Genomic DNA, 23,845 nt, shown 5'->3' on the forward strand with positions numbered 1-23,845 from the left:
TCGAAAGACAGAGCCCTTGCCTGAGGACACCTGCGTGAGACCGGTGCCCGGTCACCAACCTTTTGGCCACCCTCGGTTGGTGGAGCATTTGGGCATGGTGCAACTCGGCGTAACCGCCGGATTCGATGAGATCGTCAGACGGCACGGTGGCGAGCCCGACAGGGTCATCGAAGCGTCGGGGCTGAAGCCTGCTTTTGCCAGCGCCCCGTCCAAGTCGCAAACTCCTCAGATTACGCTTGGTGCTTTCTCATCTTTTCTGCGCGCTGCCGCAACTGAATGTCGGCTGCCGACCTTTAGCGTCGAATTTGCTCATGCTTTTGATGTCCGGTCTCTGGGTGCTATCGGCTATCTTTTCCAGCTTGCTCCGGACTTGGGTACGGCTCTCCGAGATTTCTGCGCGTATTTCGAACTCGTTCAGGACAACACTGAGATCGGCCTGGAAACGCATGGCGATCTAGCGCGCATCACCTATTCGGTGCACGGCGGTAGCCCGGAGGACAAAGCGCCGGATGCGGAATTCTCCGTAGCCATGCTGGCGGCGGCGCTTGGAGCCGGTTGGAGCAAAGGTTCCGATGTATGCCGGGTGGATCTGGAATATCGCCCGAACTGGCATCTGGACGCCGCTCCGGCATGGTTGAAGACAGACATTCGACCAAGCTCGGCCGGCAACGCCGTACTTGTTCCCAGCAAGATGTTGGACCAACCTGGATGCTTCGCCGACGCGTATCTTTACGGCGTTGTCGCAAGGCGAGTGGTCGAGGACCATCGCAATCTTGCCACTCGCCGGAGTTTCGTGAGCATGGTCACGGAAGCGCTGACGAGCGGTTTCAGTCGCCATGAAATAGAGCTAACCACGGCGGTCTGCATCGCCAATGAATTCGGCATCAGCACCCGAACGCTTCACAGGCAGCTTGCACTCTTCGGATCGAACTTTCGCGACTTGCGAAACTCCGTCATGCTTCACAGTGCAAAGGAGCTTCTCACGGACACAGAAAATTCGGTGACAGACGTTGCCCTCATGCTGGGGTTCAGCGAAACTGCTGCCTTCTCCCGCGCATTCCGCCATCTCGCCGGCCAGACGCCAGTGCAATTCCAGCGATCTGGCCGCAGCCCACGAAACTTGTTTGCCCGATCATAGACCCGCCTCACGGCTCCGTCGCAAGAGCGGCCATTCGCGAGTGGGCAGAGGTTTGTGAAACACTACGCCAGGACGAAGGCCGGTCAATCGCTATGATTGCGAGTGCATTGACGATAGCGATGTTATCCGCCCTTCCAACGGCAGTGTAACTTTCATCACGAGACCGAATGATGGGATCGCAGACTCCTGACGAGGGCATCAGACGGCACGGTGTTTCCAGTCAGAGGCGTAAACACAGTTCGGGGGAAGCGGAAATCCTTGAACTCAGCACACATGCGCTATTCCAGAGTAAGATCGGGCGTACCCGATGCCGGCCATTGGGATGCCAAGTCGATTCCCGCTGGCGAGCGCGTGATAAGGGGCATCTTGCCTGAGCGGTTATCCAAGTGGGCCTCTGACGTCTTTACTCGCTCCGCCCGGTGCGTCAGGGGGTGAGCTGTTCTGGACCGACGTGCTTTCGCGTGAGGTGTTCACAGTGCCTGCCGGTGGTCGGATGGCAAACATCCGAAATTGGCGCGGTAGCAGCGTGCGAAATAGGACTGGGATGCGAAGCCGCTTGCCAGCGCCACGTGGAGGATCGACATTGGCGTTTGGCGCAAAAGCCCGCGGGCGCGTTCGAGCCGGAGCATCAGGTAGTAACGGCTCGGCATTGTCTGCATTTCCCGATCGAACAGGCGCGCTCTAGTCTAGTTGCCGGAGAGAAAGGCCGACGGCGTTGGCAAGAGCGGCGATGCTCATTGGACTCTCAACATTTTTGGCCATAAGTTCGATGGCGTTTCTCAGCACCGGCGACTTGCTGCGCAGATCGCGACCCGGCCCGGCCCGCTGCCGGAGCCGGGTGAGCGAACGCGCTCATGCTGTTCGCCATGGGCAGCGCGGAGTTTCTGATGGGAGGCATTCTCCCGAAAATTGCGGAAGACCTGCAAATCACCTTACCGGCCGCAGGCACCCTGATATCCGCTTTCGCAGTCGGCGCTTTGGTCGGCGCGCCACCACTGGCGATCATGACGCTGCATTGGCCCGGACGCGCCACGCTGTTTCTCAGTCAGGCCGCGTTTGTGGCCGCCACGGCATTCAGTCTGATAGCGGAGGGATATGCGGGAATCCTGATCGCAAGGTTCGTCATGGGGCTGGCCTATGCCTGCTTCTGGGCGGTCGCGGCATCCACGGCCGTTCGGCTCGTTGCCCCGGATCGTCGCGCCAGGGCGTTGTCGGTCGTGGTCAGCGGTCTGACCGTCGCCATGGTTTTGGGCGGTCCCGCGGGAACTTTCATCAGCGAGTTGGCAGGCTGGCGTGGAGGGTTCTGGGCCGTGGTTGCCGCGACCACCGTTGCAGCGATTGCCATCCTGCTGGTTCTGCCCGCAAGGACAGGCGGTAACATGCCGGCACCCGACACGGCGGGCGAACTGAGGGCCATGAAGCGCCCCGTTCTTTGGGTGGCCTATGCCACGACGGCCGCGACGACCGCCGCCTATATGGGCACCTTCAGCTATATGGGAGCCTTGCTTCTCAATGTAAGCGGGCTGCCGCTCGGCTGGCTGCCTGCGGTGCTGTCCCTGTTCGGTCTTGGCGCGTTCCTTGGGCTGTCGATCGGTGGCCGCACGGCAGACCGGCATCCGTTCGCCACGCTTGGCTTGGGCATTGCCGGTCTGATCCTGGTGTCCGTGGCAATCGCGTTGTTTGCCCCGCACATGGTCGTCGTCGTCGTTCTGGTTTTTCTGCTCGGCGTCGCGGGGTTCCTGCTGAACCCGGCAGTTTGGGGGGGAGTTTACGTTATCGCGCCCGACGCGCCCACTCTGGCAGGGGCAACAAATTCATCGGCCTTTCAACTTGGCCTGACCGTTGCGCCGCTGCTTGCCGGCCTTCCAATCAGTTACGGCTATAATCTGGCCTCCGTCGGATGGATCGGCGCCGGACTTGGTGTGCTCGCCCTGGTCCTGGCCTTCCTGGACCGGCGGATGAGCCGCGCCTGACGGCTGACGGCGCGGGGATATCGATAGCAAGTTCGGCATCCCCGACTGATTAATCATCAGCCCTTCGTTTACTTCTGCGCTGTCTGCTTCTTATCCTGAGCAAGCACGTAGGCGACAAGCGCGTTGGCATATCCGTGGCCCAGCCCATGCTGGTCCTTCAGCCATGCGACCAGCTCCATGTGTTTCGCTTCAGGTCTGCTCCGGATCAGATCAAGCCATTCCCCGACAGGTCGACCGTACTTCTTCTCGATGGAGGGGAAGTAAGACGCTGGGCCCTTCACGGGTTCAGCCTGGGACGATTTCTCCTGCATGTTGCGTCTCCTCAGGTCAGGTTCGTGGTGGTGGGGAAGTTGTGAGCAGTCTCGCCGCCCCTCAGCTTTCGACGGCGAGCCCGGCAGCCTTCCAGTCGGGAAAACCATCCGCAAGTCGGCGAACCCGGAACCCCCGTGCTTCCAACAGGGTCGCCGCTGACGTCGAGAGAACACAGTAAGGCCCTCTACAATAAGCTATGATTTCCTGGCCTGGCGGAAGCTCAGACAATCGTCGCTCCAGTTCCGCGGTCGGGATATTGAGCGCACCAGGCAGGTGCCCGAGCGCATATTCTTCCGCTGAACGCACGTCCAGCAACGTCATCCCGCCTGTGCGGAGGCGATCCAGAAGCTCGTCGCGCGAGATCGAATCATGCCTGCCGCCGGCGTTGGCCGGATCGGCAGCCAGTTCGCGTATCTCGACGCGCATATGCTCGGCATATCCGCGCAATGAGGCCAGCACCGTTTCGACAGGTCCGCTGCCGAGGCGGTAGAGAACCCGTTTGCCGTCGCGGCGCGTCTCTACGAACCCTGCTCGCCGCAAATGCTGAAGATGCTGCGACGTGTTGGCGATTGTCAGTCCGGTAAGTTCGGCCAGTCTTTCGACCGGCCGCTCGCCCTGGGCAATATGCTCCAGCAGCATGAGCCGATGCGCATGGCCAAGCGTACGAGCGATCTCGGCGAGGTCTGTAAACAGCTGCGTATGGATGTCAGTTTTGGTCATTGACAGGTTGCTATCATCAGACAATCATTCAAGCAACATATTGAATGATTGTCTGATGGCTTCCGTGCCAGCAAGGAGATCCTGCGGATGGGTGGTGAATTGGTGACCGGCGTCTTTGGAGCGGTTTTTATCGGAATTGGCGCGACGGCGGTTATGGATGGATGGGCGATCCTGCAGAAGCGGATTTTTGGTGTGCCGTCTCTCGACTATCGGCTGGTCGGGCGATGGATCGGCCATTTCTCCAGTGGACGCTTCAGGCATGACAGCATCGCGAAGGCGGATGAGGTGCAGGGCGAGGTCGTGATTGGTTGGGCGGCCCATTACCTGACAGGCATTGCCTTCGCCGGCCTCCTGCTCCTGATCTGGCCCGAATGGGTGCGACATCCGACGCTCTGGCCTGCTTTGCTGGTTGGCATCGGCAGCATTATCGCCCCGTTTCTCGTCATGCAGCCTTGTCTTGGGGCGGGCATCGTTGCCCGCCGCACGCCACAACCCTGGCGCTCGCGATTTCGTAGCCTCGTTGCCCACACTTCCTTTGCGATAGGTCTCCTTGTTTCAGGTGTCCTGTTGGCGGGATGGATAACGGGCTCTGTGCAAATGTGATCAATAGAAATGCGGCGGCGGCATTCAGCACAGATCGTTGATCATCAATGGGGAGAAGCCGACCTTACTCGGGTCGCGTATTCCCTTGGTGTCGCTCATCCAAACGCCCACTGCGCCGAGTATCTGAACTTCCGCCAAGCGCCACATTCGGCGTGGCGCAATCCAGCGGCAGCGCCCGCGTGAAGGCGCTGGAGGGAGACCTTGGCGTTCTCCTGTTCGCGCGCCATGCTCGGGGCGTCCGACTGACCGAGGCCGGACGCCACTTCATCAAGCGCGTGTGGTATCGGGAAAACCATCCCGGCATCGACGTCGAAATCACCGAGGGTACGGCCGGCGATGCGGTGATGCAGCTTCGCGCCGAACGGCTGGCCGTGGCGTTCGGCGTCGGAAGGCCCGAACTGCCACACCGCTCGATCTGAACCAACCGCTGGTGGCGGTGCTGCCGAAGGGGCATCGCCGTACAGGGCAGTCGGCAATCACATGGACCGATCTGGCCGGCGAGACCTTCCTTGTCCGTTATGGTGGCACCGACCCGCAAGTCCACGACCATATCGTGCTGCGCCATGCCGGCCGCTGGCCAGCGCCCCCGATCCGACTGAAGCCGCCCGCAGCCTCTCAGGAATCTGGCACGTAGCGCATGTCAGTCTGCGTTTCGCGCCATTCCCGTAGCATCGTCGCACGACGCTTTGGATAGCGTTCTTCAAGGTTTGTGAGGACGGTTATCCTATCTGTTCGGAAGTGCCGGAAAGCCATTCTTTCCTCGCACCATCCGACGAGTATCCGAACCTTCTGAAAATAGCCCAGGGCGAAGGGCCATATGGTCCTGTCGGATTGGTTGCCTGTTACATTAACATACGTCAGGCGGAGCTTCTGCTCATTGCGGATCGCTGCCCGCGCAACCCTGAGATCGACCGTTTCGGCATCTTTGAATGTTCTTGGCCCAACAAGCAGAGCACTGCTTTCCAATTCATCTTTCAGGTTCTCCGGCAGCACCGCCGCGATTTTTGCGAGCGCATCCGACGCAGCTTTTGTCATCGGCTCATCAGCAAACTTGGACACCCACCGAAAACCGAGCATCAGAGCTTCCAGTTCGGTTTGAGAGAACATCAGGGGCGGCAACATGAAGCCCGGCCGAAGGATGTAGCCGACGCCCGGCTCGCCCTCGATGCTCGCACCCTGCGCCTGTAGTGACGCAATATCCCGGTAGAGTGTGCGAATACTAATGCCGAGTTCGTCGGCCAGCCGTGCTCCGCTCACCGGGCGCTGATGGCGCCGGAGGGCTTGCAGGAGGGACAGCAATCGTTCAGATCGGGCCATGACTCATACTGCCAGTTTTTGGCAGCGGCGTCGCGTATATTCGTCCGGCAACATCGCAACAGGACGACTTTTGATGGCCCTTCCAAACCTCATTCTTCTCTATGTCGAAGACCCGGCTCGGAGCAACCAGTTCTATGAAAAGCTGCTGGGTAAAGCGCCGGCAGCATCATTTCCGACCTATGTAGCCTTCGAGTTCTCCAACGGCTCGAACCTGGGCCTATGGTCCACGAAGGCGGCGAACTTTGTGTCGTCCGGAACGGGCCATCGCTTTGAGCTTGCGTTCATGGTGGACGACGACGCAGCGGTGGATCGGCTTTACGACACCTGGCGAGCCGCTGACGTGCCAATCGAGCAGGAACCGAGCGTAGCAGTCTTCGGACGCACGTTCGTTGCTCTTGATCCGGATGGACATCGCATCCGCGTTTGCACGCCTGACGACCAGGCATCGCGCGGGTGAGCATAACAGGGCAATTCCAGAACAGGAGGTGAGATCTCCTAGCGATAGGAATGTTGCCTGGATGTCACGCCGTTTGCCCATGACCCTGTACCCCTCTAGTTTTTCAGCGTCGAAAAAGGCTGGATCGGTTTTTTGCAGCTAACCGATGCGTATCGACCACTTAGATTTGCATGTTTTTCGAGAGTTGACGGTGTCGGGCGTGGAGATATGGTCACCTCCTGAGGTAATACGAGGCATGTGGCTTTTTTATTGCTTTGGGCCTGAGCGAATACTGGTGGAAGTTCGCGCAACATCAACCCCTGCACAGAGGTGCAGCCAGGCAGAGGTATCAGGATGCCAGGAGATGACTCTCAGAACTGGTAAGCGCAATTATCCGGGTGATCAGAGCGTTTAGCTGACCTTTCCGTGCTTGGCGAGGAAATCGAGCAGCGCGCGAACACGCGAGGGCAGTCGTCCGCCCTGGCCGACATAGACGGCATGGAACGCTTCTTTCTCGCCCATGGCGAGATTATCGAGAACAGGCACCAGCCGTTTGGCGGCAATGTCCTCGCGCACGGTGAAGGCAGCAAGGCGGGCAAGGCCTGTCCCGGAAAGCGCCAGATACCGAAGACCCTCCCCATCGCTCGTCTGCACGCGGCCTGTCGCCGGTACAACGGTGGTTTTCCCGTTCTCCCGCAGTGGCCAGCCATCGACGGCGCGGGCATAGCCGAAGCCGAGGCGATTGTGCCCTTCCAGATCGGCGATGGAGCGCGGCACGCCATAGCGTTCCAGATAGGACGGTGCAGCAACGATTGTCAGCGCCGTCTCGCCAAGTTTGCGCGCGACAAGGCTGGAGCTTTTCATCGGCCCGGCCCGGACAGCTACGTCGGTGCGCTCAGCCAGAAGATCGACCACCGCATCGGTTTGCACAATATCGAGCGTGACACCGGAATGCAGCGCCAGAAACGCCGGTAATGCCGGCGCGAGGACGTGATTGAAGTAGGAGGCGCTGGTGTTGACGCGCACGCGGCCTACGGCTTGTTCGCCGACGCTGGCGATGCGCTCGGCATCGTCCAGATCGGCGAGAATTCGGGTTGCCCGTTCGTAGAAGGCGCAGCCTTCGGGCGTGAGCTGCAGGCGGCGGGTCGAGCGATTGAGCAACCTTGCGCCAAGACGCGCTTCCAGCCGTGCAATGAGCTTGCTGACCGCCGAAGGCGTCATGCGGGCTGCCCGAGCAGCGGGTGAGAATCCACCGAGCTCGACCACACGAACGAACACCTCCATCTCACCGGATCGGTTGGTTTCAAGTCGTGCCATGATGAGTTGATCTCACAAGTGATATTCCCAACAGCATTCTATTTCACCCGGATCCGAGCGTCTATCTTTCACGGCATCGTTGCGAATGAAGATCGGGAAGTATCATGCGTCTGGCGCTCTATGCTCTGACAGCCGGCGCCTTTGGCATCGGCGTCACCGAATTTGCCATCATCGGCCTCCTGCTGGAGGTCAGCCGTGACCTGGGCGTTACCATCGTCGCGGCCGGGGTGTTGATTTCCGGCTATGCGCTCGGCGTCACGTTCGGCGCACCGATCCTGACTGTGCTGACCGCCCGCTGGCCACGCAAGCATGTGCTCATCGGGTTGATGGTCATTTTCTTCGTCGGCAATGCGGCCTGCGCGCTCGCGCCGACCTATGGCTGGCTGATGGCGGCGCGCGTGCTGACTGCGCTGACGCATGGCACCTTCTTCGGCGTCGGGGCGGTGGTGGCGACCAGCCTCGTTTCCGAGGACAAGCGCGCCTCTGCCATCGCCATCATGTTCACGGGCCTCACGGTCGCAACCGTGCTCGGCGTGCCCTTCGGCACATGGCTCGGCCAGCACTATGGCTGGCGCGCGACGTTCTGGGCGGTGACGCTGGTGGGACTGGTCGCGCTTGTCGTCCTCACCACGCTGGTACCGCAGGACCGATTGCGGCCGGAAGCGTCGGACTGGCGGGCTGATCTGCGCGCCATTGCCCGCCGCCCGGTATTGTTCGGCCTGCTGACGACCGTGCTCGGTTATGCCGGCGTTTTTGCCGTCTTCACCTATATCTCGCCGCTGCTGACAGAGATCAGCGGCTTTGCCGACAGCGCCGTCTCACCGATCCTGCTGGTTTTCGGCGGCGGTCTGGTCGTGGGCAATCTGCTGGGCGGCAGGCTGGCCGACCGCAACCTGATGCGCGCCATCATCGGCACGCTGGCGGTGCTCACCGTCATCCTCGGCCTGATGTCCTTTGCCCCTGGCAACCAGATTGCAGCCATCGTCTTCACCGGCCTGCTTGGCGCGGCCGGCTTCGCCACCGTCGCGCCCCTGCAGATGTGGGTTCTTTCCCAGGCCAAAGACGCAGGTCAGAGTCTCGCATCGAGCATCAACATCGGGGCCTTCAATCTCGGCAATGCACTCGGCGCATGGGCGGGCGGCATTGTCATCGATGAAGGGCCGGGGCTCGCTATGGTGCCGATCACGGCGGCGCTGTTTCCCCTTCTCGCCATCATCACGGCACTGATCGCCGTGCGGACGAGCTGAAACACCACCCTCACGCCCTCATGCAATCCCGTTCACTAAGGAGCATTTTCATGGACTATCGACCCCTCGGAAAATCCGGCCTCAAGGCGCCGGTTCTCAGCTTCGGTGCCGGCACCTTCGGCGGTTCCGGACCGCTGTTCAGCAATTGGGGTCAGTCCGATGCAGTCGAGGCCCGTCGCCTCGTGGACATATGCCTGGAGGCCGGCGTCAATCTGTTCGACACGGCAGACGTCTATTCGGACGGTGCTTCCGAGGAAGTGCTGGGCGAAGCGATCAAGGGACGGCGCGACACAGTGCTGATCTCGACCAAGACCAGCCTGCCGATGGGCGACGGCCCCAATGATGCGGGTTCCTCGCGCTTCCGGCTGATCCGGGCCGTCGAGGATGCGCTGCGCCGTCTCCAGACCAACTATATCGACCTGCTGCAACTCCATGCCTTCGACGCCGGCACGCCGGTCGAGGAAGTGCTTTCGACGCTCGATACCCTCGTTCGCACCGGAAAGGTCCGCTATGTGGGCGTCTCCAACTTCTCGGGCTGGCAGATCATGAAATCGCTGGCTGTCGCTGACCGTTACGGCTGGCCGCGCTATGTCGCCAATCAGGTCTATTACTCGCTGGTCGGGCGCGACTATGAATGGGATCTGATGCAGCTGGGCGAGGATCAGGGCCTTGGCGCGATGGTCTGGAGTCCGCTCGGCTGGGGCCGGCTGACCGGCAAAATCCGGCGCGGTGCACCGCTGCCCGAAGGCAGCCGCCTGCACGAAACCGCCAGCTTCGGCCCGCCGGTGGACGACGAACACCTCTATCGTGTTGTCGATGCGCTCGACGCCGTGGCGAAGGAAACCGGCAAGACGATCCCACAGATCGCGCTCAACTGGCTGCTGCAACGCCCGACCGTTTCCTCGGTCATCGTCGGCGCGCGAAATGAGGAACAACTGCGCCAGAACCTTGGTGCTGTCGGCTGGAGCCTCACATCCGATCAGGTCGCAAAGCTGGACGAGGCCAGCACCGTCACCGCACCCTATCCCCATTTCCCTTATCGCCGGCAGGAGGGCTTTGCGCGGCTAAACCCGCCGCTGGCAGGTTAAACTGCTCTCAAGCTAAGGGATATTGCGGTCAATTTCCCATGCGGAAAGGAGCTTTCCGGCATGTCTGGCCAGATTTGTCAGGCGCTCCTTTTCCAGACCGTCCCGCGCCGCCTGGGCAAGCCCCTGCAGGAGGACTGCACAGAGGTCGGACAGTTCCTGAACAGGCGTGTCATTCCGAAGCCTGCCATTACGGATGTCCCCACTCAGCCGTTCCGAAATCTGTTGCGAGCGTTGCTGTCGCAGACACAGCAAGGTCTGTGCCATTTCCTGACTTTGCGGCGCATTGCTGGCGACGGAACTGACCATGAAACACCCGCCAGGTGTGTCTGAGCGTGTAAACAATTCCACAGCGGCATTGAACATTGCTTCAATGCCGCTGGCTGCATCCACCGTGGCGTTCAGTGCCCGGAGCAGGCTATGCGCATAGGCGGTCTCGTAATGTTGCACCGCTTCGGCGAACAATGCCTCTTTCGATCCGAATGCGGCATAGATGCTTGGTGAATTGATGCCCATCGCCTCGACAAGATCATTCATCGAGTTAGCTTCAAAGCCGTTGCGCCAGAACGCCATCAGCGCACGGTCCAGTGCCTGCGTACGGTCAAAAGTTCTTGGGCGTCCTCTTGTGGCCATATCATCCTCATTCTGTGTCGTTCATCATATAAATACCTCGACAGCCATGAAGCAATTGCCTAATTGTGTGTTGACCGACACAAAAAGGGACGTGCAATGATCAGCTTCGCGTTTTCGGGCAGGACGGCTCTCATTACCGGTGCGGGCAGTGGTATCGGCCGCAGTATTGCAATAGCCTTTTCGCAAGCCGGAGCCAGGACGGTTGTGGCCGGGCGACGGCTGCCGGAACTGGAAGAAACCGTCCGCATGATCGGCACTGCAGGGGGCGAGGCGGTAGCCATTGCGGCCGATGTTGCAAATGAAAGGTCAGTCAGTGAGTTAATCCGTGATGCCGGCCCGCTTCATCTGGCTGTAAACGCGGCCGGCATCGTGCAGGGGGGATCGCTGGATGACATGAACGCGGAAGCATTCGAGCGGGTTTTCGATGTCAACGTCACGGGGCTGTGGCTGGCCATGAAGCATGAAATCCGCGCGATGAAGGCATCCGGCGGCGGAGCCATCGTAAACATCGGCTCAAACATCGGAGCCCGGATCGTTCGTCCGGGTATGGGGGCATATGCGGCATCCAAAGCGGCTGTCAGCAGCCTGACACGCACAGCCGCTCTGGAGGCCGTCGAACATGGTATCCGCATCAATTGCCTTTGCCCGGGGCCAACGGACACCCCGCTTTCGATGCGACCGGGAGAGGACCGGGCTGCACGCGATGCACGGGTGGCGGCAACAAATCCATCTAAACGGGTAGCCGCTACGGACGAGATCGCTGCCGCTACACTCTGGCTCGCCTCCGATGAGGCCGCCTATATCGTCGGGCAGGATATCGTCATCGACGGCGGCGCTTCAGCATGACAGAAGATGCACGGGGCAACGCTGAAACAACAAAAATGCCAGCGGCTGGCCCTTTGTCAACGGTGGTTTCTTAATCCAGCCCGGTAGGCTCGATTAACAACCTGGGTGTCTAGCGGACCGAGGCGGCGGGATAAGCGCTCCGCGACCTGGCCGGCCTCGTCCTGCATCAATGCAACGATCTGACGACAGCGCTCGGACCCCATCCGGCTGGAAATGGCGCCTACGCCGAGAGCGGCAACGGCCTCACCCTTCTCGCCCAAGATCGGCACCCCGATCGCCGTCATACCGGGTGCGACGCGACCGGGATTCAGCGCATAGCCCTGCTGACGCGTTTCTGCGACAAAATCGAAAAGCTGAGTAGCGCTCAGGTTCCATTTGCGTTCGGCTTCCGTCGCATTTAGCGCGATGGCTCGACTTACAAATTCGTCTGACTGAAACGCCAGGAGCGCAAGACTTCCCGCCCCAACGCCAAGCGGACGGCGATCACCAATATCAAGAGTCAGTGTCTTGATCGGATAATCCCCTTCGAACCGCTCGATACAGATCGACTCATAATTATGCCGGATCGACATATAAACGGTATCCTGAGTTTGTTCCGTCAGGCGACCCATCGAGGGGTGGGCAGCATCACGCAACCCGAAGCGATTGGCCGCGATGGCGCCAAACTCGCACAGTTCAAGCCCAAGGAAATAGCTGCCCCCGGTCGGCTCTTGCTCAAGCAGGCCCGCCTGAACCAGCGCACCCAGAAAGCGATGGGCGGTGGAGCGGCTCAGACCGGTTTCGTTTGAAATGTCAGCCAGTTTTGCACCAAGGCTCCGCCTCGCTGCAACGGCTCGCAGGATCAGCATAGCGCGATCGAGGCTTTGCATGCTCTGAAGGCGGTCGCTGTCAGTCCTAGAATCGTCTGCACACATAGTAGGATAGATATCCGATAAATGGGACAGAGTGAATGGCTTCCCTCCGAAGGGACCGGGAATGGACATCATGGTTACGCACTTTCGAAGCCGACCACCGAAGATCCGCATTGACATGCTATCGGTATTCCATTTATTGAGATTGAATTCCATTCAATAGGACAATCGGTGATATGAGACACCGGGACCCCGGTGGAATAGCAGAAGGCAAAAGGCGCTTCGGTCGTGTCGGCCGAAGGCACGGGAGGAGAACATGAGAAATGCGCTATTGAGCTGTCTCAGCTCGGTCGGACTTGCATATCTGGCACTTGGTTCGCATGCCGCCCTGGCTTCCGACGCACCCAAAATTTGCGTCAACCGCTATGTTTCAGCTACTGTCATTGATGAAATCCTGAAAGGTTTCGATAACGGCCTGCGGGACGCCGGCATCTCGAAGGCGAACGTGGTCCTTCAAAATCCCGAAGCTGACGCCGCAACGCAGCAGACGCTTGCCCAAAGTTTTGTCAGCGACGCCTGCGACGTGATCGTCGCCATCAGCACGCCCGGAGCGCAGGCCTTCAAGCGTGCGACAGATTCCATTCCCGTCGTGTTCATCGGTTCTTCCACACCTGTCGAGGCCGGGCTGGTGGAATCCTTCGATGCCCCTGGTGGCAATTTCACCGGAGTTGCCGACCCGGCACCGGTGGAAGGGGACATCGATGCCATGCTGCAGGTCCTGCCGCAGATGAAAACAGTCGGAGTCATCTACAAGGCGGGTGATCCTGCCGGCGACTTCCTGGCCAAACGCGCTATCGCGCATCTCGAACGCAAGGGTCTGGTTGCGATCGAGGCGACCATTGCCAATGCTGGTGAAGCCACACAATCGGCGCAAGCACTTGTCGGTCGCGTCGATGCCATTCAGATCCCGGGCGACTCGACCACCCTCAGTGCCATGGCGGCCATCCTGAAGGTCGCGGACGATGCGAAACTGCCGGTCTTCGGCGGACTGACGGAAGCGGTGGAGCAAGGCGGCCTGCTGTCTGCATCCTACAGCTATGAGGTCGTCGGCTATCAGGCGGCCGATCTCGTCAAGCGGGTGCTCCAGGGAGAAAATCCCGCAACCATCCCTGTCATTGTCCCAAAAGCTTCCGGGTTCGAGCTGAATCTTTCGAAAGCCGCCAAGCTGGGCATGGACATTCCTGAAGATCTGAAGGCGCGCGCAAGCCGGACTTACTGAAAAAATGGATATCCTGAACACACTCATCATCGGCGCGCAGGTGGGCCTCATATATGGCCCCCTAGCGCTTGGCATCTATTTCGCGCTCAACGTCATGAGCTTACCCGACCTGACACTGGAAGGTTCATTCGGTGTCGGCGGAGCAACGACGGCGATACTTCTCGTGAATGGGCTTGACCCTGCAACCGCCCTGGCCGGCGGTGTGGCGAGCGGTATGGCGATGGGGTTCCTGACCGCCTGCCTTCACGTCTATCTGCATATGAACGTGCTGCTTGCCGGCATTTTGATGACGACTGCCGCATGGTCGATCAGTCTCGCCATCATGGGAGCGGGAAACATCTCGCTCCTGTCGCAGGCCACGCTGTTCGACTGGGTTGGTTCGTTCGGCCTCACCAGCCAGTGGTCGCAGATCGTCGTCGGCGCGGTGTTTTCGCTGGTGATTGCCGGGGCGCTGATCTGGCTCCTGCATACGAATTACGGAATGTCCCTGCGCGCAGCCGGCCTCAATATTCAGACCGCGCGCAGCCTGGGCATTCGAACCGAGATGTGCCAGATCGCGGGCCTCATCATTGCCAACGGGCTGGCTGCGATGACCGGCGGGCTCGTGGTACAAAGCCAGGGGTTCATGGACGTCTCGATTCAGACCGGCGTGATCGTGATCGGCCTTGCCGCTCTGATGATCGGCATGAGCATCTTCAAAACCCCGCGCATCGTACCCTCGATTGTGGGCGTGATCCTCGGCATCTTCATCTATCGCGTGGTCGTCACGCTCGCGCTGAAGCTCGGCCTGCCCCCCTACTTCATCAAGCTGGCCACCGCGATTGTGGTTTTCATCATCGTCGCCATGCGCAGCCACGGCTTCGGGTTCATAGCCTTGCCAGGGTCCGAAAGGGCGCGCAAGGCCGCGCGCGAACATCTCGATTATCTGGAGAATGACCGTGTCGTCAACATCACATGAGGTGGGCTCTGCGCTGAAAATCGTCAATGTTGTCAAGCGCTTCAAGACACCGGGCCGCCACGAGTTCTTCACCGCGGTCAACCGCGTCAACCTGACCATAGAGCCGGGCTCAATCGTTGCCATGGTAGGCTCCAACGGTTCGGGAAAATCAACGCTCCTGTCGATGATCGCCGGCAGCCAGCGACCCGACGAGGGGGAAGTCTACGTGGCCGACCAGGAGGTCACCGACATGCCCTCCTGGCAGCGCACCGGGCTGGTTGCGCTTGTCCGGCAAAATCCAGAGAACAACGTCTTTTCCGCGCTCACCATTGCAGAGAATTTCGCGCTGGCGGATGCAGGAAAGTCGAAGCGCTTCAATCTCAGGCCTGCGGTCACCCAGCGGGTGCGCGACCTGGCTCGTACTGCGCTCGCGCAATTCGGCATGGGGCTGGAGGACCGGATCGACAATCTCGCCGGCAATCTGTCGGGCGGGCAGCGGCAGGCGGTTTCCGTCGCGATGGCGACCTGCCGCAATCCCGGGCTCTTGCTGCTCGACGAGCATGTCTCGGCACTTGACCCGACGCGTGCGCGCATCGTCATGGAAAAGACCGAAGATATCGTGCGGGCACGCAAGGTCGCGACGTTGATGGTCACGCATGATATGAGCCACGCCATCAGGCATTCGGATCGGCTGATCCTGATGCACCGGGGCCAGATCACAATGGATCTCGGCTCGGAAGGGAAAGCAGGCCTTACCGTAGCGGACCTGCTGCGCCGCTTCGAAAGTCTTACCGGAGAAACGCTCCCCGACAGCGCCGTTCTCGCCTGAGGCGGCTCGACCCGGAAAGGCAACGCAACAACACTTTTGAACATCAGGCTCCTGTGCGTATCTGGAGCATAACCAACCCATGAGGTCACCTTCCATGATCATCGACTTCCAACTCCCCGAACTTGGCGAGCAGGTGTCGTCAGCCACCGTCACGTCCTGGAACAAGGCCGTTGGAGAGCGCGTAGCCAAAGACGAACTTCTGCTCGAGGTGATGACGGAAAAGGTCAATGTCGAAGTGATGAGCCCATGGGACGGCATGCTGGTGGAAATCGTCACAGACGTCGATGCCGATGTATCGCCAGGCGTTCTCGTCGCCAGGTTCGAGATTGCCGATTGATCCTTTCAACCAGTCAGGAGGTCTGCCGTGAAGCCAGATGAGAACCTGAAGGTGGCCTTGTACCAGAATCTCGTCAAAAGCCGGGAACTGGAGGAACAACTCACCGAACTCCCCGGCTTTCATGCCGGTGTGGGGGAAGAAGCCGTGGTCGTGGGGTCTTTCTTCGGTCTTGCGGAAGACGAGTACTGCGCACCTCACTATCGTGGAGCCCTGATGGCCGCTCACATGCGCGGTGCCGACCTGCACCGGCTGATTGCGGGAGTGCTGGGAAAGGCCACCTCCTACAATCGCGGCCGCGTGCGGGGCGACATTTGCCTGCCCTTCCAGTTTCGTACGCTCGGCATGTTCTCAGGCGTCCTGGGCAACCCGATGAACATTGCGACGGGCATGGCACTTGCCGCGAAGCAGAGGCGCGATGGGAAGGCCGTGGTCACCAGCTTCGGCGAAGGCACCAGCAATATTGGCGGCTTCCACGAAGCGCTGAACATGGCAGCCTGCCTCTCGCTCCCGATCGTCTATGTCTGCCAGAACAATGGCTACGCGATGTCGACGCGCACCGAATATGCAATCAAGGCCGCTTCGGTGGCGGACCGCGCTGGCGGGTATGGAGTTCCAGGTGTCCAGGTCGACGGAAACGACGTGCTGGCGGTTTTCGAGGCCGTGCAGTCCGCCTTGCAGCGCGCCCGCGCCGGCCAAGGCCCGACGTTGATCGATGCCCGCACCTACAGACTGAGCGGTCACTATACGGGCGACACCAACTTCTACCAGCCGGCGGAGGAGCGTGAACAATGGATAGCGCGCGATCCGGTGCAGCGATTGCGCGCAGACCTCGCCGCACAAGGCATACTGGACGAGGTGCGTCTGAATGAAATCCGCGCTGCGGCCCATGCCGAAGTCGCTGCCGCCATTGCCGCCGCGCAGGCCGATCCGGAAGCCGATCTGTCCGCGCTCGGCACCAGCGATCTCTACAGTCCCTCCCAGGTCGAAGAGGCCGCAGCATGACCGAGATGACCTTCCAGGAAGCGGTGGTTGCCGCTATCGTCGAAGAAATGGAGCGGGACCCGACCGTGTTCAATCTCGGACAGGATATCGGACCGATCTACAATGGCGCGATGCACTCCGCCAGGGGGCTGTCCGACAGGTTCGGTGCTGATCGCATAATCGACACACCCATATCGGAAACGGCGATGACCGGTGCCGGCATCGGCGCCGCGATCTGCGGAATGCGCCCGATCGTCCAGATCATGTTCGCGGAATTTCTTGGCCTGACCATCACCCCGCTCGCCTGCGAGGCGGCAGCGATGTGGTACAAGTCCGACGGGCAGATTTCGGTGCCGATGGTCATCCGGGTTCTCTGTGGCGCTGGTCCGCATCGCGGTCATGCGGAGGACTATATCGGCCTTGTTGCAGGCGTGCCCGGGCTCAAAGTGGTCATGCCCTCCTGCCCCGGAGACGCCAAGGGCTTGATGACGGCGGCAATCCGCGACAACAACCCGATCGTCTTCTTCGAACATATGGGCATCTACCATGGCCCGAGGCAGGAGGTGCCGGCGGCCGGCGAAGCAATCGCGCTTGGCAAGGCCGATATCAAGCGCCATGGCCGCGATGTGACCATCGTCGCCAGCGGCATGATGGTCCAGCGCTCTTTGCGGGCTGCCGAAAAGCTCGCGGGCGAAGATGTATCGGCGGAGGTGATCGATCCGCGCACGCTCGTGCCACTCGATCTCGACACCGTGCTTGCTTCCGTCCGCAAAACCAGGCGCCTGGTGGTGGTGTCCGAGAGCTGGCGGACTGGTGACCCCCTGTCCGACATGACCGCCCGCGTAGCCGAGGAACTTGCAGGCGAGGGCCCGCTGCGCATTGCGCGCGCCGCCCTGCAGAACACGCCTCGCCCCTTCGCGCTTTCGCTGGCACGCGCCTCAATGCCCGATCTGCAAGACATCATCAACGCGGTTCGCAAGGTGAAGGACGACACGAAATGAACATGGAGTTTGAAGGCAGGGCCCTCACTGACGATCACATCTTCTTTCGCAGCGCCGGGTCGGTAAATCCGGTCGTCGATCGGGCCGAAGGCATCTATCTCTACGACGTCGATGGCAAGCGCTATATCGACGGCATGGGCGGTGTCGGCGTGGTCAGCATCGGGCACAATGTTCCTGAAATCCGCGAAGCCGCCATTGCCCAGATGGACAAGGTGTGCTTTGCGCACCCGTTCCACTGGAAGAATATGCCGCATATGGAACTGAGCGAGCGGATCGCCCGCTTTGCTCCTGAAGGCATGACCAAGATCTTTCTGTGTTCGGGCGGATCAGAAGCCAACGAGTCCGCTATCAAGCTGGCACGACAATACCATGTGGAGCGGGGAAACACCTCCAAATACAAGGTAATATCTCGCTGGAACAGCTTCCATGGAAACACCATCGGCACATTGGCGTCGGGAGGCATGCGCGTGCGACGCGACATCTTCACGCCGCTGCTCACCGATATGCCGCATATTGCCAGCTGCAATTGCTACCATTGTCCGTTCGGCCTCGAATATCCGTCGTGCGAGGTCCGCTGTGCCCATGATCTCGAGGCGGAAATCTTGCGGACCGGCCCGGACAACATCGCAGCTTTCATAGCCGAGCCGGTTGTGGGCGCTGCCGGTGGCGGGCTCACTGCCCCGCCCGAATATTACGGCATCATCCGCGATATCTGCGATCGCTATGACATCCTGATGATCATGGACGAAGTGATCACCGGGTTCGGGCGCACCGGCAGGAATTTCGGCATCGAGCACTGGGGCGTCGTCCCCGACATCATCTGCACAGGCAAGGGCCTCAGCAGCGGCTATACACCGCTCGGTGCCATGATCGTGCATGAAAGGGTGTTCGAGCCGTTCAGGACGGGACGAGGTTTCGCTCATGGCTATACCTTCGGCGGGAATCCCTTGTCCTGCGCCATCGGCGCGTCGGTTCTGAAATACATGGAAGAGCATCAGCTGGTCGGCAATGTCGCACATCTGGAAGAGCGCTTCTTCGAACTCGGGCAGGAATTGCTGGAACTCGATATTGTCGGCGATATCCGCGGCAAAGGCTTCTTCATGGGCATCGAATTTGTCGAGTGCAAGGAGACGCGAGCCGCCTTCCCGCCTGCCCTCAACGTGTCGGGCCGCATCGCCGACCGGGCGTTCAGAAACGGCTTGATCGTCGGCGCCGGCAAGGGCGGGATCGATGGCGTTCATGGCGACCATATCAATCTTGCCCCGCCATTCATCTGCAGGGAAAGCGATCTGGAAGAGATCATCTCGATCTTGCGCATTTCCATCGAGGAGGTCCGGCGTGACCTGTGAAGCGCGCTCCGACGGCCGCGCCCTTTCCCGCCAGGGCATTCCCGTCAGCAAATCGGTACCGCTGACGGGAATGAAGAAGGCGATCGCCGAGCATATGTCGAATTGCCACCAGCAAGTGGCAAGCGTGAGCGTCTTTGCCGATTTCAATGTCGATGCACTGATCGCCGCCCGCAACCAGGGGCGGTTCGAGGTGGAGGGGGTGAAGGTGACCCTCACCCACGTTCTCATCCGCCTCGTTGCCGACACGCTGCGCAAGTTCCCGCTGCTCAACGCCAGCATAGAAGATGGCGCCATTCAGGTGCTGGACGACATCAACATCGGCATGGCCGCAGCCTTGCCCGACGGCAATTTAATCGTTCCGGTCATCCGCAATGCCGACCGCCTTTCCATCGGCGAGATTGCTGTCGAAGCGAGACGGCTGGCCGGCCTGGCAGCAGACGGAAAGCTCGGGCTTGCCGATATCAGGGGCGGCACCTTCACGCTCACGAATGTCGGCATGGTGCGCGGGACCCTCTGGCAGACACCCCTCGTCAATCTACCTCAGGCCGGGATACTGGCGCTTGGGCGCATCCGCGAGGCGCCGGTGGTTCGCAACGGTCAGCTGGCCGTCGGCAGCCTGATGGGAGCCAGTCTCAGCTTCGATCACCGCATCATTAACGGTTTCCCCGCCAGCCAGTTCATGGAGGCGCTGGGAGATGCCATCGATAACGTCGCCGCACACATGGAGGCAAAGAAATGAAGAAGCATCTCCTTGCCGGACTGGCATCTGGGCTGGCTTTGTTTAACGGGCCCGCGCTTGCAGCCGACGCTGCACCTAAGATCTGCGTCAACCGTTATGTCACCGCCGTCGTCATAGACGACATCCTGCGTGGCGTAGCGGCCGGATTGAAAGCACATGGCATCCCGACCGAGGAAATGACGATCCAGAACCCGGAAGCCGATGCAGGCACGCAGCAAACGCTTGCTCAGAGTTTCGTCAGCAGCGGATGCGAGATCATCCTGGCAATCACCACGCCGGGTGCCCAGGTGTTCAAGCGCGTGACAGATACGATCCCGGTCGTATTTCTGGGCTCGGCCACGCCACTGGAAGCCGGCTTGATCTCCTCCATCGCGTATCCAGGCGGCAATTTCACCGGAGTGGCGAACCCTGCACCCGTCGAAGCCGACATCGATCTGATGATCGAGGTCCAACCGAAGATCAAGCGCGTGGGTATAATCTACAAGTCCGGCGATCCGGCTGGCGATCATCTGGCCAAAAGGGCCGCCGCGCATCTGAAGGCACGCGGGCTCGTGCCATTGGAGGCACCTATCGCCAATGCCGGCGAAGCCATGCAGGCTGCCCAAACCCTTGTCGCAAGTGGTGTGGAAGCCATCCAGATACCGGGCGATTCAACCACCACGAGCGCCATGCCCGCCATCGTCAGGGCTGCGACGGAAGCCGGCATCCCGGTTTTTGGCGGACTGCGGGAAGGGATGGAATATGGCGCGCTACTGTCGGCTGCCTATGATTTCGAAACGCTGGGCCGCGTCGGCGCAGACCTGATCAAGCGCGTGCTCGATGGAGAAGATCCAGGTACGATACCGGTGCATGTGCCCGATACGTCCGGTCTGGAGCTTCATGTCACCAAGGCCCGGGAACTCGGCATCACCTTCCCGCCCGGCCTTCTGGCACGGGCGAGCGCTACTTACTGACGATTCCAAACGCATCAAAGGGAACGCGGAATTGTGACCTCCTTATCCGATCGACTGCAAGAACGCTTTGCAAACGGAGTGGGGCATCAAAGATCACAATCATGGCGAAACTGCTATGAAGGATACTTTCGTGATTCTCCTTGCTGATACAGATGACTGCCACCGCCCTCGAAATCCTCAAGACTGTTTATGGCTATGATGCGTTCAGGGGACCACAGGCGCGCATTGTCGAGCATGTGATTGCCGGCAACAATGCCTTCGTGCTGATGCCGACGGGCGGCGGCAAGTCGCTCTGCTACCAGATTCCGGCTATCGCAAGACCCGGCATGGGACTTGTCGTGTCGCCGCTGCTGGCGCTGATGGCCGATCAGGTGGCGGCCTTGCGGCAGGCGGGCGTGAGGGCCGCCGCTCTCAACTCAGATCTGCCGCCGGACGAGCGGCGCCTTTTATGGCGCGATATCAATATGGGCGCGCTCGATCTTCTCTATGTGGCGCCCGAAACACTGCTGCGGTCGGATGTGCTGGAGCGGCTGGACGGCGTGAAGCTGTCGCTGATCGCCATCGACGAGGCGCATTGTCTGTCACAATGGGGACACGACTTCCGTCCCTCCTATCGCCAGCTTGATGCGGTGGTCGCGCGCTTTGCCGACACGCCGCGCATGGCGCTGACGGCCACGGCGGATGAACCGACGCGCGCGGAAATCCTGTCGCACCTCGCCATCGCCGAAACCGACGCCTTCGTGGCCGGCTTCGACCGGCCAAACATCCGCTACGCCATTGCGGAGAAGGACAATCCGCGTGCGCAACTGAAGGATTTCCTGAAGCGCCACGAAGGCGAAAGCGGCATCGTCTATTGCCTTTCGAAGCGAAAGACCGAGGAAACCGCCGCCTGGCTTCAGGGCCTCGGCTACGACGCGCTCGCCTATCATGGCGGCATGGAAAAGACCGCGCGCGAGGCCAACCAGAAACGCTTCCAGCATGGTGAGGCGGTCATCATGGTCGCGACCATCGCCTTCGGCATGGGGATCGACAAGCCGGATGTGCGTTTCGTCGCTCATATCGACCTACCCGGCAGCATCGAGGCCTATTACCAGGAGACCGGGCGCGCAGGGCGTGACGGTCTGCCATCCGACACGCTGATGCTCTACGGCTATGAGGACATCGCGCTGCGCAGCCGCTTCATCGAGGAATCGGACGCGCCCGAGCAGCGCAAGCGCATGGAGCGCCAGAAGCTCGATGCATTGCTGGGGCTGGCCGAGACGGCGGGCTGCCGCCGGCAGGTTCTCCTGTCCTATTTCGGCGATCATTGCGAGGCCTGCGGCAACTGCGACACTTGCGCGGAGCCGCCAAAACTGTTCGACGGCACGATCGCCGCGCAAAAGGCGCTGTCGTGCATCTATCGGACCGGCGAGCGCTTCGGGCAGGCCTATATCGTCGACGTGCTGCTCGGCGTCGAGAGCGAGCGCAGCGCCCGGTTCGGCCATGATAGCATCTCCACCTTCGGCATCGGCACCGAGCACGACAACCGCACATGGCGGGCGATCCTGCGCCAGCTGATCGCATTGCGCCTCGTCGACGTCGACCTCACCGGCCATGGTGGCCTGTCGATTGCGCCCCCCGGCCGCGACTTCCTGCGTGACAAACCAACACTGATGCTGCGCGTGCCGCCGGCCGCGCGCGCCCGGCGTGACAAGGTTGCGCGCAGCGCAGCGCAGTCCGCCATAATGGAGACCGACCGCGCATTGTTCCAGGCACTACGGCAGAAACGGCTGGAGATCGCCCGCACACAGAATGTGCCGCCCTATGTCATCTTCCATGACAAGACACTGATCGAACTGGCAGTAGCGCGGCCCGCATCACGCGCCGAGATGGAAAACGTGCCCGGTGTCGGCGAAGCCAAACTGGATCGCTACGGCCCAGCCTTCCTGGCGGTGATAGCCGCGCACGCATGACGGAAATGACAAGGCTTGGCCCCGCCTGCGCTACGCTCGGGGTACAAGGCCGCAACAAGTATCCATCAAGCTTTGATGGATACTTGTTGACAGCGATATGTGTCAGGCCCCGCCGTTTGTTCCGGACTGATAGGTCATTGTCCTCACCACGTCCCGCAAGGGCCGCTTCTCACCTGCGAGAACCTCGAAATCGAGCTGGTTCTCACGAGGAACCAGCGGACAGGTGACGAAGTTCGTGAAGGCGCATGGCAGCGCAACCGCGTAGTTGAAATCGATCCAGTCGATGCGGGTGTTCGTGTCATCGGCGAACTGCAGTTCGATGACCCGGCCGGCGCCATAGGTGACAGGGCCGCTGGTCTGGTCGCGAATGTGGGCTACGGGCTGCACGCCGGTTGCTGTGTCCTTGCCGATCAGCAGGAGACTATAGCTCTTGCCTTTGTACTCGAAAGTGAAAGTGCCTATGCGCGGTGTCGATTCACGCACACCGGCTTCCACCGTTTCAGCCTCGAAATCGGTCAGCTCACTCGGCGTGTAGACGCCGGGGATGCGCCATGCCGGGTCGTAGTCGAAAGCGGTGACGCCTGCTTCCTCCACGCTCGTCGCCTCGCGCGGGTCGCGCACGCGCACGCCATAGAGGGATTGGCCATCATGCTTGCTGCGCAGGATCGTTTCGACCTCGTTCACGCCAAAGTAAACCGGCTCACTCTTGCCATGGCCATAGGTCTGGTTACGGCCCGGAATGATTTCGACGGGGCCCGTGGGATATTTGCCGTTCACCGAAAGGGTCGGCCCCGAGGCGGGCGGGGTGAATATGATACGACCGTCTTCGACCGACCAGGTGCCGGGAAGCAGGTCAAAGCTTACCTCTTTATCGTCCGCTTCCAGCCAGTACTGGGCAACCAGCGAGGTCCAGCCATACGGGCGAAACATCGTGGCGACATGGGCATAGCGCCATTCGCGCCACTGGCCTTCCAAATGTTCTCTTGTGGGCATGTTCTTCTCCCCTTCGA

At 60.7% G+C, this 23,845-nt stretch carries 26 protein-coding genes; 18 read left to right on the forward strand and 8 right to left on the reverse strand.

Annotated elements, in window-relative coordinates; all coding sequences use genetic code 11:
- Positions 1 to 94 precede the first annotated feature (94 nt).
- Positions 95 to 1,138 (forward strand): AraC family transcriptional regulator, encoded by a 1,044-nt coding sequence (locus C7441_RS09155; RefSeq protein ID WP_109612597.1) that lies wholly within the window; start codon positions 95 to 97, stop codon positions 1,136 to 1,138.
- A 470-nt stretch (positions 1,139 to 1,608) separates the two neighbouring features.
- On the opposite strand, the gene C7441_RS09160 is transcribed toward C7441_RS09155, so the two are convergent.
- Positions 1,609 to 1,812 carry a helix-turn-helix domain-containing protein gene (locus C7441_RS09160; RefSeq protein ID WP_280523565.1) on the reverse strand — a complete coding sequence of 68 codons (204 nt, stop codon included), beginning with the start codon at positions 1,810 to 1,812 and terminating at the stop codon, positions 1,609 to 1,611.
- Between the two features lie 213 nt (positions 1,813 to 2,025).
- Here C7441_RS09160 and C7441_RS09165 point away from each other — a divergent pair, with 213 nt between their 5' ends.
- Entirely contained in the window at positions 2,026 to 3,111 is a 1,086-nt protein-coding gene (locus C7441_RS09165; protein WP_210205620.1) for an MFS transporter, read from the forward strand.
- A 68-nt stretch (positions 3,112 to 3,179) separates the two neighbouring features.
- Here the strand turns inward: C7441_RS09165 and C7441_RS09170 are convergent, their stop codons facing one another.
- Together C7441_RS09170 and C7441_RS09175 are read right to left on the reverse strand one after the other, a co-directional pair.
- Entirely contained in the window at positions 3,180 to 3,422 is a 243-nt protein-coding gene (locus C7441_RS09170; protein WP_109612600.1) for a DUF4287 domain-containing protein, read from the reverse strand.
- A 61-nt stretch (positions 3,423 to 3,483) separates the two neighbouring features.
- Positions 3,484 to 4,143 (reverse strand): ArsR/SmtB family transcription factor, encoded by a 660-nt coding sequence (locus C7441_RS09175; protein WP_109612601.1) that lies wholly within the window; start codon positions 4,141 to 4,143, stop codon positions 3,484 to 3,486.
- An 87-nt stretch (positions 4,144 to 4,230) separates the two neighbouring features.
- Here C7441_RS09175 and C7441_RS09180 point away from each other — a divergent pair, with 87 nt between their 5' ends.
- Positions 4,231 to 4,746 carry a DUF2938 domain-containing protein gene (locus C7441_RS09180; RefSeq protein ID WP_109612709.1) on the forward strand — a complete coding sequence of 172 codons (516 nt, stop codon included), beginning with the start codon at positions 4,231 to 4,233 and terminating at the stop codon, positions 4,744 to 4,746.
- A 152-nt stretch (positions 4,747 to 4,898) separates the two neighbouring features.
- Positions 4,899 to 5,165, forward strand: a complete 267-nt coding sequence (locus C7441_RS24360) for a LysR family transcriptional regulator (protein WP_244916094.1) — start codon at positions 4,899 to 4,901, stop codon at positions 5,163 to 5,165.
- A gap of 196 nt (positions 5,166 to 5,361) precedes the next feature.
- Here C7441_RS24360 and C7441_RS09190 read toward each other — a convergent pair whose 3' ends face one another.
- Positions 5,362 to 6,063 (reverse strand): helix-turn-helix transcriptional regulator, encoded by a 702-nt coding sequence (locus C7441_RS09190; protein ID WP_109612602.1) that lies wholly within the window; start codon positions 6,061 to 6,063, stop codon positions 5,362 to 5,364.
- Here C7441_RS09190 and C7441_RS09195 point away from each other — a divergent pair.
- A complete protein-coding gene (locus tag C7441_RS09195) occupies positions 6,062 to 6,520 on the forward strand; it encodes a VOC family protein (protein ID WP_425326570.1) in 459 nt (152 codons plus the stop codon). The genes C7441_RS09190 and C7441_RS09195 overlap by 2 nt on opposite strands.
- Positions 6,521 to 6,910: 390 nt before the next feature.
- Here the strand turns inward: C7441_RS09195 and C7441_RS09205 are convergent, their stop codons facing one another.
- Positions 6,911 to 7,816: a LysR family transcriptional regulator gene (locus C7441_RS09205; RefSeq protein WP_109612604.1), complete on the reverse strand. Its 906-nt coding sequence runs from the start codon at positions 7,814 to 7,816 to the stop codon at positions 6,911 to 6,913.
- 104 nt (positions 7,817 to 7,920) lie between these two features.
- Between C7441_RS09205 and C7441_RS09210 the strand changes: the two genes are divergently transcribed.
- Positions 7,921 to 9,063 (forward strand): MFS transporter, encoded by a 1,143-nt coding sequence (locus tag C7441_RS09210; RefSeq protein ID WP_109612605.1) that lies wholly within the window; start codon positions 7,921 to 7,923, stop codon positions 9,061 to 9,063.
- A 50-nt stretch (positions 9,064 to 9,113) separates the two neighbouring features.
- A complete protein-coding gene (locus C7441_RS09215; RefSeq protein WP_109612606.1) occupies positions 9,114 to 10,151 on the forward strand; it encodes an aldo/keto reductase in 1,038 nt (345 codons plus the stop codon).
- 12 nt (positions 10,152 to 10,163) lie between these two features.
- Here the strand turns inward: C7441_RS09215 and C7441_RS09220 are convergent, their stop codons facing one another.
- Positions 10,164 to 10,781, reverse strand: coding sequence for a TetR/AcrR family transcriptional regulator (locus tag C7441_RS09220; protein ID WP_109612607.1), 618 nt, complete (start codon positions 10,779 to 10,781; stop codon positions 10,164 to 10,166).
- 96 nt (positions 10,782 to 10,877) lie between these two features.
- On the opposite strand from C7441_RS09220, the gene C7441_RS09225 reads away from it, so the two are divergent.
- Positions 10,878 to 11,627 (forward strand): SDR family NAD(P)-dependent oxidoreductase, encoded by a 750-nt coding sequence (locus C7441_RS09225; RefSeq protein ID WP_109612608.1) that lies wholly within the window; start codon positions 10,878 to 10,880, stop codon positions 11,625 to 11,627.
- Between the two features lie 56 nt (positions 11,628 to 11,683).
- Here C7441_RS09225 and C7441_RS09230 read toward each other — a convergent pair whose 3' ends face one another.
- Positions 11,684 to 12,694: an IclR family transcriptional regulator gene (locus C7441_RS09230; RefSeq protein WP_210205621.1), complete on the reverse strand. Its 1,011-nt coding sequence runs from the start codon at positions 12,692 to 12,694 to the stop codon at positions 11,684 to 11,686.
- Positions 12,695 to 12,794: 100 nt separating this feature from the next.
- Between C7441_RS09230 and C7441_RS09235 the strand changes: the two genes are divergently transcribed.
- From C7441_RS09235 to recQ, 10 genes are all read left to right on the forward strand, one after another.
- The gene (locus C7441_RS09235; protein WP_109612609.1) at positions 12,795 to 13,757 is read left to right on the forward strand and encodes an ABC transporter substrate-binding protein; all 963 of its coding nucleotides are present in this window, start codon (positions 12,795 to 12,797) and stop codon (positions 13,755 to 13,757) included.
- A gap of 4 nt (positions 13,758 to 13,761) precedes the next feature.
- Positions 13,762 to 14,715 carry an ABC transporter permease gene (locus tag C7441_RS09240; RefSeq protein WP_109612610.1) on the forward strand — a complete coding sequence of 318 codons (954 nt, stop codon included), beginning with the start codon at positions 13,762 to 13,764 and terminating at the stop codon, positions 14,713 to 14,715.
- Positions 14,696 to 15,523, forward strand: coding sequence for an ABC transporter ATP-binding protein (locus C7441_RS09245; RefSeq protein WP_170125064.1), 828 nt, complete (start codon positions 14,696 to 14,698; stop codon positions 15,521 to 15,523). The genes C7441_RS09240 and C7441_RS09245 overlap by 20 nt, the downstream gene beginning before the upstream one ends.
- Before the next feature lie 79 nt (positions 15,524 to 15,602).
- Positions 15,603 to 15,860 carry a biotin/lipoyl-containing protein gene (locus C7441_RS09250; RefSeq protein WP_109612612.1) on the forward strand — a complete coding sequence of 86 codons (258 nt, stop codon included), beginning with the start codon at positions 15,603 to 15,605 and terminating at the stop codon, positions 15,858 to 15,860.
- A 27-nt stretch (positions 15,861 to 15,887) separates the two neighbouring features.
- Positions 15,888 to 16,862, forward strand: a complete 975-nt coding sequence (locus C7441_RS09255; RefSeq protein ID WP_109612613.1) for a thiamine pyrophosphate-dependent dehydrogenase E1 component subunit alpha — start codon at positions 15,888 to 15,890, stop codon at positions 16,860 to 16,862.
- On the forward strand, positions 16,859 to 17,842 hold the full coding sequence (locus C7441_RS09260) for an alpha-ketoacid dehydrogenase subunit beta (protein ID WP_109612614.1): 984 nt from the start codon (positions 16,859 to 16,861) through the stop codon (positions 17,840 to 17,842). Before C7441_RS09255 ends, C7441_RS09260 begins: the two co-directional genes overlap by 4 nt.
- Complete coding sequence (locus C7441_RS09265) at positions 17,839 to 19,191, forward strand: aminotransferase family protein (RefSeq protein WP_109612615.1); 1,353 nt, start codon at positions 17,839 to 17,841, stop codon at positions 19,189 to 19,191. The genes C7441_RS09260 and C7441_RS09265 overlap by 4 nt, the downstream gene beginning before the upstream one ends.
- Entirely contained in the window at positions 19,082 to 19,930 is an 849-nt protein-coding gene (locus C7441_RS09270; RefSeq protein WP_280523564.1) for a 2-oxo acid dehydrogenase subunit E2, read from the forward strand. Before C7441_RS09265 ends, C7441_RS09270 begins: the two co-directional genes overlap by 110 nt.
- The gene (locus C7441_RS09275) at positions 19,927 to 20,883 is read left to right on the forward strand and encodes an ABC transporter substrate-binding protein (RefSeq protein ID WP_109612616.1); all 957 of its coding nucleotides are present in this window, start codon (positions 19,927 to 19,929) and stop codon (positions 20,881 to 20,883) included. The genes C7441_RS09270 and C7441_RS09275 overlap by 4 nt, the downstream gene beginning before the upstream one ends.
- Before the next feature lie 152 nt (positions 20,884 to 21,035).
- Positions 21,036 to 22,835: a DNA helicase RecQ gene (gene recQ / locus C7441_RS09280; RefSeq protein ID WP_109612617.1), complete on the forward strand. Its 1,800-nt coding sequence runs from the start codon at positions 21,036 to 21,038 to the stop codon at positions 22,833 to 22,835.
- A gap of 102 nt (positions 22,836 to 22,937) precedes the next feature.
- On the opposite strand, the gene C7441_RS09285 is transcribed toward recQ, so the two are convergent.
- Entirely contained in the window at positions 22,938 to 23,828 is an 891-nt protein-coding gene (locus tag C7441_RS09285) for a DUF1684 domain-containing protein (protein WP_170125066.1), read from the reverse strand.
- Positions 23,829 to 23,845 lie beyond the last annotated feature (17 nt).

The sequence above is a fragment of the Pseudaminobacter salicylatoxidans genome, from assembly GCF_003148475.1.
Lineage (GTDB): Bacteria > Pseudomonadota > Alphaproteobacteria > Rhizobiales > Rhizobiaceae > Pseudaminobacter > Pseudaminobacter salicylatoxidans.

Coding starts and splice junctions, on each gene's coding strand:
- C7441_RS09155 (WP_109612597.1), top strand. CDS start 95: ATGGTGCAACTCGGCGTAACCGCCGGATTCGATGAGATCGTCAGACGG.
- C7441_RS09165 (WP_210205620.1), top strand. CDS start 2,026: ATGGGAGGCATTCTCCCGAAAATTGCGGAAGACCTGCAAATCACCTTA.
- C7441_RS09170 (WP_109612600.1), bottom strand. CDS start 3,422: ATGCAGGAGAAATCGTCCCAGGCTGAACCCGTGAAGGGCCCAGCGTCT.
- C7441_RS09175 (WP_109612601.1), bottom strand. CDS start 4,143: ATGACCAAAACTGACATCCATACGCAGCTGTTTACAGACCTCGCCGAG.
- C7441_RS09180 (WP_109612709.1), top strand. CDS start 4,231: ATGGGTGGTGAATTGGTGACCGGCGTCTTTGGAGCGGTTTTTATCGGA.
- C7441_RS09195 (WP_425326570.1), top strand. CDS start 6,062: ATGACTCATACTGCCAGTTTTTGGCAGCGGCGTCGCGTATATTCGTCC.
- C7441_RS09190 (WP_109612602.1), bottom strand. CDS start 6,063: ATGGCCCGATCTGAACGATTGCTGTCCCTCCTGCAAGCCCTCCGGCGC.
- C7441_RS09205 (WP_109612604.1), bottom strand. CDS start 7,816: ATGGCACGACTTGAAACCAACCGATCCGGTGAGATGGAGGTGTTCGTT.
- C7441_RS09210 (WP_109612605.1), top strand. CDS start 7,921: ATGCGTCTGGCGCTCTATGCTCTGACAGCCGGCGCCTTTGGCATCGGC.
- C7441_RS09215 (WP_109612606.1), top strand. CDS start 9,114: ATGGACTATCGACCCCTCGGAAAATCCGGCCTCAAGGCGCCGGTTCTC.
- C7441_RS09220 (WP_109612607.1), bottom strand. CDS start 10,781: ATGGCCACAAGAGGACGCCCAAGAACTTTTGACCGTACGCAGGCACTG.
- C7441_RS09225 (WP_109612608.1), top strand. CDS start 10,878: ATGATCAGCTTCGCGTTTTCGGGCAGGACGGCTCTCATTACCGGTGCG.
- C7441_RS09230 (WP_210205621.1), bottom strand. CDS start 12,694: ATGGAATTCAATCTCAATAAATGGAATACCGATAGCATGTCAATGCGG.
- C7441_RS09235 (WP_109612609.1), top strand. CDS start 12,795: ATGAGAAATGCGCTATTGAGCTGTCTCAGCTCGGTCGGACTTGCATAT.
- C7441_RS09240 (WP_109612610.1), top strand. CDS start 13,762: ATGGATATCCTGAACACACTCATCATCGGCGCGCAGGTGGGCCTCATA.
- C7441_RS09250 (WP_109612612.1), top strand. CDS start 15,603: ATGAGGTCACCTTCCATGATCATCGACTTCCAACTCCCCGAACTTGGC.
- C7441_RS09260 (WP_109612614.1), top strand. CDS start 16,859: ATGACCGAGATGACCTTCCAGGAAGCGGTGGTTGCCGCTATCGTCGAA.
- C7441_RS09265 (WP_109612615.1), top strand. CDS start 17,839: ATGAACATGGAGTTTGAAGGCAGGGCCCTCACTGACGATCACATCTTC.
- C7441_RS09270 (WP_280523564.1), top strand. CDS start 19,082: ATGGCGACCATATCAATCTTGCCCCGCCATTCATCTGCAGGGAAAGCG.
- C7441_RS09275 (WP_109612616.1), top strand. CDS start 19,927: ATGAAGAAGCATCTCCTTGCCGGACTGGCATCTGGGCTGGCTTTGTTT.
- recQ (WP_109612617.1), top strand. CDS start 21,036: ATGACTGCCACCGCCCTCGAAATCCTCAAGACTGTTTATGGCTATGAT.
- C7441_RS09285 (WP_170125066.1), bottom strand. CDS start 23,828: ATGCCCACAAGAGAACATTTGGAAGGCCAGTGGCGCGAATGGCGCTAT.